We start from the raw sequence: 13,079 nt of genomic DNA on the forward strand, positions 1-13,079 counted from the left end.
CATCCCCATGACCGCAGAAACAACGACTGAAACCCCGGCCGGCACAGGCGCAGATACAGGCACCCATACAGACGCCACCACACTGCGCCGCCAGGCCGTGGACGCCGCCCTGGCCGACGTGCGCCAGCTGCTGCAGGCCGGCGCGCCCGACCGCAGCACCCTGTCGGCCATCACCGCGCGCCTGGAGCAGCTGGCCGCGCACAAGGCCTTGTTCAGCCGCGCGGACTTTCCCCCGCCCGCGCAGACCGAAGGCGTGGGCGCCTCCACGCGCTACCGCCTCAACCCGGCCGATGGCGATGCGGGCCTGGCCCTGTACCTGAACTCCATCAACCCCGGCAAGACCACGGCGCCGCACAACCACACGACCTGGGCCGTGATCGTTGCCGTCGAAGGCCAGGAGCTCAACCGCCTCTACGAGCGCACGGACGACCGCAGCAACCCCGCACGCGCCAGCATCCACCTGGCGCGCGAATTCACCGTTCAGCCGGGCGCCTCCATCGCCTTCCTGCCCGATGACATCCACAGCATTGCCGTCGTGGGCGAGCAGCCCACGCTGCACTTCCATCTCTACGGCCAGCCGCTGGAAACCCTGAGCGGCCGCGTAGCCATCGACCCCGACACTGGCGAAGTCAAGAACTACAACGCCGCCTACTTCCGTCCCAGCGAGGCCGTGGCATGAGCACCCCCCAAAACAAGCAACGGCCCCTGGGCCCGTCGACCCGCCTGCTGCACGCAGGCACGCCGCCGCTGCAGGGCGGCTCCGGCCCCGTCAACGTGCCCGTGGTGCGCACCAGCACCGTGCGCTTTGCCGACAGCGCCGCCTACGCCGACCTGCACCACCGCCGCGAGGCCGGCGAGCGCGTGGCCTCCTACGGCCGCCACGGCCTGGACACGCACCGCGCGCTGGAAGACGCCGTGGTCGCGCTGGAGGGCGGGCACCGCGCCTTTCTCACGCCCTCGGGCCTGTCCGCCATCACCCTGGTGCTCATCGCCCTGCTCTCGCCCGGCGACCATGCCCTGGTGGCCGACAGCGTCTACTCTCCCGTGCGCCGCGTGGACGCCACCTTGCTGCAGCGCCTGGGCATCACGCTGGAGTACTTCTCGCCCTCGCGCGACGATCTGGCCGGCAAGATCCGCCCCAACACCCGCCTGGTCTACCTGGAATCGCCCAGCTCCCTTCTCTACGAAGTGCTGGACCTGCCCGCCCTGGCCGCCGTGGCGCGCCAGCACGGCATTGCCGTGGCCACCGACAACACCTGGAGCGGCGGCTGGTTCTACCAGCCCCTGGAGCACGGCGCCAACCTCTCCATCCAGGCCGCGACCAAGTACATCGCCGGCCACTCGGACGTGATGCAGGGCATCGTCATCACCGACGGCCCCGCGCTGTCGAAGAAGATATCCACCGCCTACGAGGCCCTGGGCCTGACCATAGGCGCCGACGACGCCTACCTGGCACTGCGCGGCCTGCGCACCCTGCCCGTGCGCCTGGCCCAGCACCAGCGCCACGCCACCGAAATCGCCCAATGGCTGGAGCAGCACCCCCAGGTCGGCCGCGTCTTCTACCCGGCCCTGCCCTCCGATCCCGGCCATGCGCTGTGGAAGCGGGACTTCAGCGGGGCCAGCGGGCTGGTGTCATTCGCGTTTGCCGAAGGGGTGGACGCCGGTGCCGGCGCCGTGTTCGTTGACTCGTTGCGGCAGTTTGCGCAGGGGGCTTCCTGGGGCGGGTACGAGAGCCTGGCGCTGGTGGCGCAGCCTGAGCGGTTGCGGGAGCACAGTGTGTGGACGGGGACTGCGCCTGTGGTGCGGTTGCATGTGGGGCTGGAGGATCCTTTGGATTTGATTGCGGATCTGGAGAGGGGGTTTGGGGGGGTGGTGGAGCGGTTCAGGCTGGCTGCCTGAGATTTTTTGGGCTCTGCAGCGTTTGCTGCGTGCGCTGCGTGCGCTGCGTTTGCTGCGTTTGCTGCGTTTGCTGGTTCCGGCCCTGCCGGGAGGTTTCTTTTCGAGGCCGGGTCTCGGCCCGGCGGCCGACCTACTTTCCTTTGTTTCGCCAAAGGAAAGTAGGCAAAGCAAAGGCGACCCGAATGTCCGCGACCCCTACGCTTCGCTGCGGGGCAACCTGCGTCGTGGCGGTTGCGGGGTTCGCTGCGGAACTCGCTGCGTTCACTGCGTGAACTCCGCTCAGACAACCGCAGCGAGTCAGATGACGAAGCAGTCCTGTCCTTCGGCAGGACTGCAACCCCGCAACCACCACGCCGCAGGCGCTGACATACGGGGAGTGGGTGCGGGCCGTCGCTGCGCTCGGCCTTTTTTTGAGCGCGCTTGTCGTCCAAAGCCTCTATCATTTCGACCGGCCCCCTGTTCAGGGGCTGGTGCGTAAGAACACCGATCGCAGCTGGTGCTGGCCTCCCCATCAGAGAGGCCTTGTCGCGTCTGAATACTTCGGATCGTGGGGCATTCCCACGTCCATCAGTTTTGGACGGGATGGGGCTACCCGCAAGGATGTCCGCACGGCGTTGCACGTGTTCTTAACATCCCGTCCACCTGCTCATGCGTAAGAACATGCGTTGGTGACCGAAGACTCGCAACGGAGCAAGCAACCATGCATACAGCGTCCATAAGCCTCGCAACCCTCACCATCACACGGAGGGTCAGGCCATGAAGCAGGAAACACGATCCACCAGCGCCAGAACCACGCAGCTGAACTTCTCCATCACCGAGGTGAACCGAATGGTCCAGATGAGCTGCAACGAGGTCTCTTCCATCTCCCAGCTTGCCCAGGCGTGGCTGCTATCGCCCGAAGGCCTGCGCGATACGGACGTGGTGACCAACGCCTTACGCACCATCCAGCACAGCGCCGAGCGGCTGGCCACCTACGTGGAAGACGAGATCTATCTTCTGCGCAACACCGCCAAACCCGAAGTCTGAAGCAGCATGCAAAACAGCCGAGCGCAACAATGGCGCATCGGCTGTTTTGCATTTCCGGCTGTTGGCTGTTGGCTGTTGGCTGTTGGCTGCCCCAGCCTCCCCCCTTCTGCCCACGCCTGCGTTGGGCGGGATGCGGGGTGGCAGCCCTGCCGAAGGACAGGGCTGCTTCGTCATCTGACTTGCCGCAGTTGTTTGAGCGGCGCGCGAAGCGCAAAGCGAGTTCTGCGGCACACCCCGCATCCCGCCCAACGCAGGTCGCCCGCAGCGAAGCGAAGGGTCGTGGGCAGTGCGGGGCGCGCTTCTTTGCCTACTTTCTTATGGCCGGCACTCCGGTCGCGCGATAAGAAAGTAGGTCGGCCGCCGGGCCGAAACCCGGCCTCGAAAAACAACCACCCGGCAGGGACAAAAAGCAGACCCAGAGCCAGACTCAAACAGCAGGCACCAGCCGAATCTCAGAAGCCCACCCATCCCGCTCCAACTGCTCAACCAACCCCAACTCCCAATCCAGATAAGCCCGAAACCCCGCATCCCTCAACCCCAGATCCCGATGCGCATAAGGGCTGTACCACTGGTCATCATCCCCCGTCAGCACATCCGCATCCCCCTGCCCCAGCGGCAGCCCGGCAGCAGCCCAGGCAGAAGTGCCGCCGACGACGGAGCGCACATCGCGCCCCGTACGCGCCGCCAGTTCGGCCGCCACGCTGCGCGCCAGCACGCCGTCCGGCGAGGTGAGCACCACCACTTGGGCTGGCGGCAGGGCCTGCACGAAGGAGGGCAGACGATCAGGCACGGCAAAGCGCGCACCGGCGATGTGCTGCTTCTCGAAAGCGGGCCGGCTGTCCACGTCGAAGACGATGGCCCGGCCTTCGCCCAGCAGCTCCTGCGCCTGCTGCACGGACAGCTGCGGCGCAGGCGCGTGGGAGGCGAGCACGCGCACGGGTTCGGCGCCGACCTCCAGGGTGGCCAGCGTGGGCGGAACGTAGGTGAAGACTTCCCAGCCCAGCTGGGCCAGCCAGGCGCCGGTGGTGAGGGCGCGCACGCCGTCCCAGTCGGCCAGCACGATGCGTGCGCCGCGCGTGGCCGCGTATTCGTCGGTGGCCTGCACGAGCTGGCCGCCCGGCGCCCAGCGCCAGCCGGGCAGGTGGCCGGCCTGGTATTCCTCGCGGGTGCGCACGTCGAAGCGGTAGAGCGTGCGTTCGGTGGCTTCGGACTCGAAGCGGGCCAGTTCGGCCGCATCAATGGATTGCACGCCCGCGCGCTGCGCCACGCTGGCTGCGCGCTCGCGGGCGGTGGCCAGGGCGACGGCGCCGGGCTCGGGCAGCGGGGTGCGGCGGCCATGGGCGAGCCTGCGGCCGGTGAGCAGCCAGTCCATGGTGCCGTTGCGCAGCGAGACGACAGGGTTGGGGATGCCGGCGTCGATCAGGGTCTGCGCGCCCACGATGGAGCGCGTGCGGCCCGCGCAGTTGACGACGACCAGGGTTTGCGGGTCCGGGGCGATTTCGCCGATGCGGTAGACCAGTTCGGCCCCCGGCACGCTGAGCGCAAAGGGCAGGCTGAAGGCCGCGAATTCCTCGGGGGTGCGGCTGTCGACGACGACGATGTTGTCGCCGCGCTGCACGCGCGCGCCCAGCTCGTCCGAGGTGATCCAGGGCGTGTGCTTTTCATGCTCGATGACTTCGCCGAAGGCCTTGCTGGGCACGTTGGTGCCGCTGAAGATTTCCAGCCCCTCGGCCGCCCAGCCTTCGGTGCCGCCTTCGAGCACGGAGACATTGGGCCAGCCCAGGCGCACGAGCTTGGCGGCGGCTTCATGGGCCAGCGTGCCGTCGCCATCCACCAGCACGATGCGCGTGCCCCGGCGCGGCACCAGGCGGTCGATGAGCTGCTCCAGCCGCCAGGCCGGGGCGGGCGCCGCGAACAGGATGTGGCGGTGTGCGAAGACACCGGCCTCGCGCACGTCGAGCACGGCGATTTCCTCGCCGTCGGCCAGGGCCTGCCGAAGAGCGGCCGGTGTGACCAGCGCATGGCGAATCGACTTGGGCGGGCCGAAGGTGCGGAAGCTGCCGCCTTCCAGGCTCTCGAAGACCACGCGATCGGGCATGCGCTCCAGGCCGCGCCCGTAGAAGTGCAGGTGCAGGCCGGGTTCCTCGCCGATCAGCTCGATGGTGTGCACGTCGGTGGGCGTGAGCACTACCGAGGTTCCGCTGCCGACATCGACGCTGCGGCCCACCGCCAGGGTGTCGCGCAGCGGGTCGTCGGTCTTGCCGCGCGTGAAGAACACATTGCGCTCCAAGCCTTCGACGCCCGCGATGATGGCCCAGGTGGTGTGGTCATGCGGCGGCTGGGACTTGCCCGGCAGGCCGGTGGACAGGTACAGCGCATAGCGCCCGCCCAGGTCTTCGCTGAGGCGGTAGACCTGGGCCGGGTTGCTGGCCGAGACGGGGAAGTGCGCGTGCGGGAACAGTTCGCGCTGCAGGCCCAGCGCCTCCAGCTCGCGGGCCACGGCCTGCAATTGCTCGGGCGTGGCCCGTTCGGGATCGGGGAGCAGGCGCCGGGCCGTGGCGATGAAGCCGGTGATGGCGGCTGCGCGGCGGCTGGCCACGTCGCTGCCGCTGAAGTCGATGGAGAGATGGGTCTGTGTCATGGGAGTGCCTGGGAGGACGTTCGCGGGAGGACACGAAGTTAGGCCTCTCCCGCCCTGGCGCCAACGACGCATTGCGGATATGGATATGAGCTTTGGGCACTGCGCGCGCATGCGTGGCGCAAGCGTGACGCACGTTGTGCGGCAGCCGCATATGCATAGCCGCAATGCTTAGTTCACGCCGCGCCAGGAGCCTCCCAGACTGCGGGCATCGACTCTCTGCACTCCGGCACTCCCATGATCCGCACCCCGTCTGCGCTGCGCGCACTGCTGCTTCCCCTGTTCTCCGCCCTGGCCCTGCACGCGCCGGCGGCCCTGGCCTCGGCCGACAGTTTTCCGAACAAGCCTGTGCGCATCATCGTGCCCGTGGCGCCCGGGGGCAGCGCCGACAAGCTCACGCGCACGCTGGCCGACAAGCTGGCCGCGCTGTGGGGCCAGTCGGTGGTGGTGGAGAACGTGGCCGGGGCCAGCGGCACCATCGGCGCGGCCAAGGTGGCCAAGGCCGCACCCGACGGCTACACCCTGCTGCAGCAGGGCGAGGGCCTCACGCTCAACGGCCTGCTGTTCGCCCAGTTGCCCTACGACACGCAAAAGGCCTTCACGCCCATCATCAAGGCCGTGGTCAATCCGCAGGTGCTGGTGGTCAACCCCGGCACGGGCCTGAACACGCTGGGTGACTACTTGGCCCGCGCCAAGGCCAAGCCGCAAAGCATCAGCCTGGGCCTTCCCGGCAATGGCGGCATTGCCCATGTGGCGCATGAAATCCTCACGCAGGAGACAGGCGCCAAGGTCAACTACATCCCCTACCCGGGCGGTGGCCCGGCCGCGCTGGACGTGCTGGGCGGCCATACCGATGCCACGCTGATCACGCTGGCCGCCGTGACCGAGTACGTGCGCGCCGGCAAGCTGCGTGCCCTGGCCGTGACCACGCCCTACCGCTCCGACGCCCTGCCCCAGGTACCCACCATGGCCGAGGCCGGCGTGCCCGGCTTCTCGGTGGAGAGCTGGCAGGGCTACTTCGCCCCGGCCGGCACGCCCGCGCCCATCGTCGCCAAGATCAACCGCGACCTGCAGACCGTGCTGCAGGCCCCCGATGTGCGCGCGCAGCTGGAGCACATGGGCTTCAAGGTGGCGGGCGGCTCCCCTGCCGACCTGGGCCAGAGCCTGCAAAGCGAGCGCCCGCGCTACGCCCGCGCGATCCAGTCGGCGGGGCTGTCGCTGCGCTGAGGTGCAGGCAGGTCCTCAGAGGGGAGAGGGCCGATTGTCCAGGCGCCATTTCTCCCCCTCGGGCGTGCCCGGCACGGGCGGGCGCAGGCCCTGGATGCTCCACAGGCTGAAGGGCGTCTCGTCCACATGCATCTCCCAGCGCAGGCCACGGTCGGCAATGAAGGGGGACAGCTGCCGCCGCACGCCTTCGAGGAACCGTGTCTTGGTCTCCTCGTCGCGGATCTGCCGCGCGATGTGGTCCACGGAGATGCGCACGAAATCGTCGGCAGGCTCGCCGCCGATGAAGAACGAAGTGCGCGCCACGGCCTCGAACACCACGCCCACGTAAAAGCGCGGCAGGTCGCCGTAGACGGCCGTGATGCGCTGGGCGATGGCCTGTTTGTCTTCATCGCTGAAGGCGTTTTCGGGGTGGTAGATCTTCCACAGGGGCATGGCTTTCTCCGGGGGCAAAAAGAGGAGTACGGGAATCCGGGGTGGCGACGCAGCGCGGCCGTCAGGCCGGCTGGCCTGCATCCGCAGCCTGGTAGCGCGCCGCCGGCACGCCGCTGAGCGTCAGCGCCTTGACGAGATTGGCGCGCGATTGGTCAAAGTCCAGCCAGGCGGTCGTGCTGCCCAGCGTGGGAAAGCAGATGGCCTCGCCCTGGTCCAGCGCCGCCAGGGCCGTGTCCACCAGGGTCTCGGGCGACATGAACAGGTGCTCGGGAAAAGGAGAAGGCTTGCCCCCGAAGAACTCCGAGCGCACCAGGCTGGGCATCACGGCCTGCACGGTGACGCCGCTGGGTGCCAGCTCGGCCTGCAGCGAGCGCGTGAAGCTCAGCACATAGGCCTTGGAGGCGCTGTAGCTGGAGGCGCCCGGCAAGGGCATCAGGGCCAGGATGGAGCCGATGTTGATCAGCGTGCCCCGGCCGCGCGTGGCGAACAGCCGCGCTGCCGCCAGCGACAGCCGCGTCAGCGCATGGATGTTGACCATGACCAGGCGGTCAACTTCGCGCGCATCCACCTGGGCCGCCGGACCCAGGGCGCCCAGGCCGGCGCAGTTGACCAGCATGCGGATGTCACGCCCACCCGACAGCAGCGCCTCCACGCGCTGCAGGCCGGCGGCGTCGGCCAGGTCGGCGGCCACCACCTCGACCTGGTGGCCATGGTCGTCGCGCAGGCGCTGTGCCAGCGCCTGCAGCCGGTCCAGGCGGCGTGCGACCAGGATCAGGTCATGGCCGCGGGCGGCCAGGCGATCGGCATAGACGGCGCCGATGCCGGAGGAGGCGCCAGTGACGATGGCAGTGCCTTGATGCGTGCTCATGAGGGAAGTCCTTGCTTGGATCAAGCGGTGGTTGAAAGTGGCTTCAACTATAAACTTCAATCATTAGAGCTACAAGCACGCAATCCACCTTTGCGGGCCGGGCTTGCGTTTTGCTGAGACACTCCAGGCCTGCGACAACGCGAACAGACAACGAGGAATTCCATGCGATCCAAGAGCTTCGAGGGCATGGCCTGCTCGATCGCCACCACGCTGGAGGCCGTAGGCGACCGCTGGGCCATGCTGGTGCTGCGCGACCTGATGCTGGGCCTGAGCCGCTATGACGACCTGAGAAAGTCCACGGACATCACCAACGCCACGCTGACCGACCGCCTGCGCCAGCTGGAGCAGTCCGGCCTGGTCGAGCGCCGCCTCTACCAAAGCGGCCCGGACCGCTACGAGTACCTGCTCACGCCCAAGGGCCGCGACCTGTCCCTGGTGATCCAGGCGCTGGCCCAGGTCGGCGACCGGTGGCGCCTGCAGCAAGAAGCGCAGCCGCCCATGCGCTTTGTGCGTGCGCAGTCGGGCACGCCCCTGCGGCTGGCGCTGGTGGAGGAGGAATCGGGCCGCAGCGTGCCTTTTTCCGAGCTGCGCGTGGAGGCCGGCCCCGGCGCGGACGACCTGACGCGCTGGCGGCTGTCCAAGCTGGCCGCGCAGGCCGGGACGCCGGCTGCGGCTTGCGGCGTTACGCCCGCAAGGTGCATGGCGAAGGCGCAAGGCTCGGGCCACTGACCACGGCGGTCAGTGGCCGGCCCGCTCGCTGCCTGTGCCGCTCACTTGGGCAGCAGCACCTTGTCGATCACGTGGATCACGCCGTTGGACTGGTAGACGTCGGGAATCGTCACCGTGGCCATGCCGCCCTTTTCATCGGTCAGCATGATCTTGGAGCCGCTGGACTTGGCCACCAGCGTGCCGCCGCTGACGGTCTTGATGCTGGCCATGCCCTTGCCGTCCTTGATCATCTTGGACAGCGCCGCCGCATCCCACTTGCCGGACACCACGTGGTAGGTCAGCACCGTGGTCAGCGTGCCCTTGTTCTCGGGCTTGAGCAGGGTGTCCACCGTGCCTGCGGGCAGGGCCTCGAAGGCGGCATTGGTGGGCGCGAACACGGTGAACGGACCCGGGCCCTTGAGCGTATCGACCAGGCCCGCCGCCTTGACGGCTGCGACCAGGGTGGTGTGGTCCTTGGAGTTGACGGCGTTGTCGATGATGTCCTTGGACGGCAGCATGGGTGCGCCGCCCACCATCACATCGGCCATGGCGGCCACGGAGGCAGCCGACATCACGATGGCCAGGCCGAACGAGGCCAGCTTGCGGGTGTTTTGAATCGAGACCATGGAATGCTCCTAGCGGGTTGATGACAAGCCGAACGATTCCGGCTGATCTGGATACGCAGCGCAGCGGGGTCTGGATTCAAAAAAGAAAAAGAAACGGCTGCATCCGCAAACCGTTACCTGCGCTTTCAATTGCGGCACATCCAGACCTGCGCGGCCTGCGTACTGCCGGATAGCGGGGACGCATCCCATTCCCCTGGGGCAGGTGGCCACCTCTTCAGTGGAACGCGCTTTCGCCACACCCGTGTGCTTTCGGCCGGAGGCGCATTCTTCACGTTGACCGTTCGCGCCTGCCGCGAACCGAGAGGAACCATCATGTCCGACGAATCAGTGTTGATCGGGGTTTTGCAAAAACGTGCCAAGAAGCTGGAGGACAGGCGCCAGTTCTTCCGCAAGACCAGCGGCGTGGCCGTGGGCATGGCGGGCGGGGTGATCCTGTCCGCCTGCGGCGGCGGCGGGGGCGATGCGAATGCGCAGGCCAACGGGCCCACGGATGCGGAGATCCTGAACTTCGCCCTCAACCTGGAGTATCTGGAGTCGCAGTTCTATCACTACGCGGTGTTCGGCACCGGCCTGCCCGCCAACCTGCAGTCGGGCGTGGGCACGCAGGGGGCCATCACGGGCGGCCGTGCCGTGGCCTTCAAGGACCCCGTGGTGGCGCAGTACGCCAAGGAGATCGCCCAGGACGAGATCGCCCACGTGGCCTTCCTGCGCGCGGCGCTGGGTTCGGCCGCAGTGGCGCAGCCGCAGATCGACATCGGCGGAACCGACCCGAACGGCGCCTTCTCGGTGGCGGCGCGAGCGGCCGGGCTGGTGGGCGCGGGCACGGCCTTCGATCCCTATGCGAGTGACGAGAACTTCCTGCTGGGGGCCTTCATCTTCGAGGACGTGGGCGTCACCGCCTACAAGGGCGCATCGCCGCTGATCACCAACAAGACCTATCTGGAGGCAGCCGCCGGCATCCTGGCCGCCGAGGCCTACCACGCAGGTCTGGTGCGCACGGTGCTGTACGCCAAGGGACTGGCCACGCCCGCGCTGCGCACGGCGGCCGGCGCCATCTCGGATGCGCGCGACAGCCTGGATGGCTCCACCGACGTGGACCAGGGCATCACGGGGGATGCCACCACGTCCAACATCGTGCCGCTGGATTCCAACGGCATCGCTTTCAGCCGCTCGCCGGGCGACGTGCTGAACATCGTGTACCTGACCAAGGACACGGCGACCAAGGGCGGCTTCTTCCCGGCCGGCGTGAACGGCTCGCTGGTGATGAGCAGCGCCTACGCCTGACGCGGACCGCCCGCCTGCCCCGCACCGGCCGGGGCAGGCGGGCTTCCCCGGGGCTGGCCCGAGACAAGCGTTCCCCTGCCAAGGAGTTGCCATGATGTCCCTTCTGCCTTCCTCATCCGCCCCCCGCACGCCGGCCAGCACGCCACGGCGCCTGAAACCTGCCACCGTGGCGCGCCGCTGCGTGGGCAGCCTGATTCTGCTGGCCGGCGCGGTCATCGTGACCGCAGATCTCGTGGCGCTGTGGCGCGGCGCAGGCACCGATGCCGCACCCGCCGCCGCAGCCATGGCACCCGCCAGCGGCCTGGTGCCGACCGCCCGATAGGCATCCCCCCTGCAACCGCGTGCCCCAGCCGGCGGAAAGGCCCCCATGAACGACACCGTGCTTGCGGCTGAACAGGGCCGCTTCGGCGCCATCGAGCCGGACCACGGCCACGCGGGCACGCCCAGCCTGCCGCAGGTGCATCGCAGCATTGCCGTGCCGCGCGGCGACAGCCGCTCGGACAACGCGCGCCGCGTGCTGGCGTTTGCCGGGCCCGGCTACATGGTGGCCGTGGGCTACATGGACCCGGGCAACTGGGCCACCTCCATCGCGGGCGGCTCGCAGTTCGGCTACTCGCTGCTGGCGGTGATCTTTGCCTCCAACCTGATGGCCATGCTGTTCCAGGCGGCGGCCGTGCGCCTGGGCCTGGCCAGCGGGCGGGACCTGGCCCAGGCCTGCCGCGCGCAGTTTTCCCCGCGCATCAACCTGGTGCTGTGGTTCTTCTGCGAGATCGCCATCGTGGCCTGCAATCTGGCCGAGGTGCTGGGCATGGCCATCGGCCTGAACCTGCTGTTCGGCCTGCCGCTGGTGGCCGGGGTGTGCATCACGGTGGTGGATGTGATGCTGATCCTGGCGCTGCAAAGCCGGGGCTTTCGCTGCCTGGAGTCGGTGGTGATCGCCCTGGTGGCCGTGATCGGCCTGTGCTTTGCCGCCCAGCTGGTGTGGCTGCAGCCGCCCGTGGCGGCCGTGCTGCGCGGCCTGCTGCCGGGCATGGAGATCGTGGCCAATCCGCAGATGCTGTACCTGGCCGTGGGCATCGTGGGGGCCACGGTGATGCCGCACAACCTCTACCTGCATTCGTCCATCGTGCAGACACGCCGGCATGACACCACGCCCCAGGGCACGCGCCAGGCCATCCGCCTGGCCACGCTGGACTCCACGGTGGCGCTGGGGCTGGCGCTGTTCGTGAACGCCGCCATCCTGGTGGTGGCGGCCGGCGCGTTCAACCGGCCCGGCCAGGCGCCGGTGACCGAGCTGTCGGACGCCTACCACCTGCTGTCGCCGCTGCTGGGCGTGGGCATCGCCAGCGCGGTGTTCGGCGTGGCGCTGCTGGCCTCGGGGCTGAGTTCGTCGGTCACGGGCACGCTGGCCGGGCAGATCGTGATGGAAGGCTTTTTGCAGATCCGCCTGTCGCCCGCGCTGCGCGCCCTGCTGACGCGCTGCATCGCCATCGTGCCCGCCGTGGTGGCCACCGCCTGGTACGGCAGCACCGGCGCCAGCGCCCTGCTGGTGTTCAGCCAGGTGGTGCTGAGCCTGCAATTGCCGTTTGCCATCGTGCCGCTGCTGCTGTTCACCACGCGGCGCAAGGCGCTGGGCGAGCTGGCCTTTGGCCCCAGGATGTCGGCGGTGCTGTGGGGCTGCGCGGCCCTGGTGGTGTCGCTGAACCTGTGGATGCTGCAGCGGCTGCTGACGGCCTGATCGCCCGAACCGGGCATGGCGCCGCGCGGCGCCTTCATAGACGTTTTGCTTCTATCAAACGCCGCTCTTGTTCGTTGGTGGCTTGCCGCGAAGTTCTTAGATTGGTGCCTATAGCCACCAACCCGCGAATTCTCCGCAAGGACGACGACATGACAGCCCTCACTTTGGAAACCGCCTTGCCCCAGGCTCTGGAAGAGGCGCAGGAACACGCCCGCGCACAGGGGCTGGGCCACGCAGGCGGCGTGCACCCGCCCGTGGCCTGGGCGCTGGTGCAGGCCGGCCAGGCCGTGCTGGTCGATGTGCGCACGGCCGAGGAACGCAAGTTCGTCGGCCAGGTGCCCGGCACCCTGCACGTGCCCTGGGCCACGGGCACGGCGCTGACGCGCAACCCGCGCTTTGCCCGCGAGCTGGAAGCGCGCCTGGCCCCGCACGGCGGCAAGGAGGCCGTGGCCCTGCTGCTGTGCCGCAGCGGCAAGCGCTCGGTGCTGGCGGCCCAGGCGGCCGCCCAGGCCGGGTTCGCCCATGTGTTCAACGTGCTCGAAGGCTTCGAGGGCGAGATCGACGCGCGGCAGCAGCGCGGCAAAAACGACGGCTGGCGCTTCCACGGCCTGCCCTGGATTCAAGACTGAAGGA

13 protein-coding genes are annotated in these 13,079 nt (G+C 68.6%); 9 read left to right on the forward strand and 4 right to left on the reverse strand.

All coding sequences use genetic code 11. The features are described 5' to 3' along the window. Positions 1-7 precede the first annotated feature (7 nt). From ACF8ME_RS03880 to ACF8ME_RS03890, 3 genes are all read left to right on the forward strand, one after another. Complete coding sequence (locus ACF8ME_RS03880; protein WP_230354873.1) at positions 8-679, forward strand: cysteine dioxygenase family protein; 672 nt, start codon at positions 8-10, stop codon at positions 677-679. Further along, positions 676-1,899, forward strand: coding sequence for a cystathionine beta-lyase (metC, locus tag ACF8ME_RS03885; protein ID WP_392415327.1), 1,224 nt, complete (start codon positions 676-678; stop codon positions 1,897-1,899). Before ACF8ME_RS03880 ends, metC begins: the two co-directional genes overlap by 4 nt. A 756-nt stretch (positions 1,900-2,655) precedes the next feature. Beyond that, on the forward strand, positions 2,656-2,925 hold the full coding sequence (locus ACF8ME_RS03890; RefSeq protein ID WP_063328408.1) for a hypothetical protein: 270 nt from the start codon (positions 2,656-2,658) through the stop codon (positions 2,923-2,925). A 427-nt stretch (positions 2,926-3,352) separates the two neighbouring features. On the opposite strand, the gene ACF8ME_RS03895 is transcribed toward ACF8ME_RS03890, so the two are convergent. Beyond that, a complete protein-coding gene (locus tag ACF8ME_RS03895) occupies positions 3,353-5,566 on the reverse strand; it encodes a rhodanese-like domain-containing protein (protein ID WP_392415329.1) in 2,214 nt (737 codons plus the stop codon). A 234-nt stretch (positions 5,567-5,800) separates the two neighbouring features. Between ACF8ME_RS03895 and ACF8ME_RS03900 the strand changes: the two genes are divergently transcribed. Beyond that, the gene (locus tag ACF8ME_RS03900; RefSeq protein ID WP_016450776.1) at positions 5,801-6,790 is read left to right on the forward strand and encodes a tripartite tricarboxylate transporter substrate binding protein; all 990 of its coding nucleotides are present in this window, start codon (positions 5,801-5,803) and stop codon (positions 6,788-6,790) included. Positions 6,791-6,805: 15 nt separating this feature from the next. Here the strand turns inward: ACF8ME_RS03900 and ACF8ME_RS03905 are convergent, their stop codons facing one another. Together ACF8ME_RS03905 and ACF8ME_RS03910 are read right to left on the reverse strand one after the other, a co-directional pair. Continuing rightward, entirely contained in the window at positions 6,806-7,222 is a 417-nt protein-coding gene (locus ACF8ME_RS03905) for a tautomerase family protein (RefSeq protein WP_013800576.1), read from the reverse strand. Positions 7,223-7,283: 61 nt separating this feature from the next. Continuing rightward, positions 7,284-8,090 carry an SDR family NAD(P)-dependent oxidoreductase gene (locus ACF8ME_RS03910; protein ID WP_392415331.1) on the reverse strand — a complete coding sequence of 269 codons (807 nt, stop codon included), beginning with the start codon at positions 8,088-8,090 and terminating at the stop codon, positions 7,284-7,286. A gap of 162 nt (positions 8,091-8,252) precedes the next feature. On the opposite strand from ACF8ME_RS03910, the gene ACF8ME_RS03915 reads away from it, so the two are divergent. Beyond that, positions 8,253-8,819: a winged helix-turn-helix transcriptional regulator gene (locus ACF8ME_RS03915; protein ID WP_392415333.1), complete on the forward strand. Its 567-nt coding sequence runs from the start codon at positions 8,253-8,255 to the stop codon at positions 8,817-8,819. A 41-nt stretch (positions 8,820-8,860) separates the two neighbouring features. On the opposite strand, the gene ACF8ME_RS03920 is transcribed toward ACF8ME_RS03915, so the two are convergent. Further along, entirely contained in the window at positions 8,861-9,424 is a 564-nt protein-coding gene (locus ACF8ME_RS03920; protein ID WP_043791000.1) for a fasciclin domain-containing protein, read from the reverse strand. Between the two features lie 312 nt (positions 9,425-9,736). Here ACF8ME_RS03920 and ACF8ME_RS03925 point away from each other — a divergent pair, with 312 nt between their 5' ends. The 4 genes from ACF8ME_RS03925 to ACF8ME_RS03940 all read left to right on the forward strand — a co-directional run bounded on the left by ACF8ME_RS03925 (position 9,737) and on the right by ACF8ME_RS03940 (position 13,075). Beyond that, entirely contained in the window at positions 9,737-10,708 is a 972-nt protein-coding gene (locus tag ACF8ME_RS03925; RefSeq protein WP_012207582.1) for a ferritin-like domain-containing protein, read from the forward strand. A 91-nt stretch (positions 10,709-10,799) separates the two neighbouring features. Beyond that, positions 10,800-11,030 (forward strand): hypothetical protein, encoded by a 231-nt coding sequence (locus ACF8ME_RS03930; protein WP_392415335.1) that lies wholly within the window; start codon positions 10,800-10,802, stop codon positions 11,028-11,030. A 45-nt stretch (positions 11,031-11,075) separates the two neighbouring features. Next, positions 11,076-12,446: an Nramp family divalent metal transporter gene (locus ACF8ME_RS03935; RefSeq protein WP_099732746.1), complete on the forward strand. Its 1,371-nt coding sequence runs from the start codon at positions 11,076-11,078 to the stop codon at positions 12,444-12,446. 149 nt (positions 12,447-12,595) lie between these two features. Beyond that, entirely contained in the window at positions 12,596-13,075 is a 480-nt protein-coding gene (locus ACF8ME_RS03940) for a rhodanese-like domain-containing protein (protein WP_046986559.1), read from the forward strand. Positions 13,076-13,079 lie beyond the last annotated feature (4 nt).

The sequence above is a fragment of the Delftia sp. WSY_7 genome (assembly GCF_043104845.1).
GTDB classification, from domain to species: Bacteria; Pseudomonadota; Gammaproteobacteria; order Burkholderiales; family Burkholderiaceae_C; genus Comamonas; species Comamonas tsuruhatensis.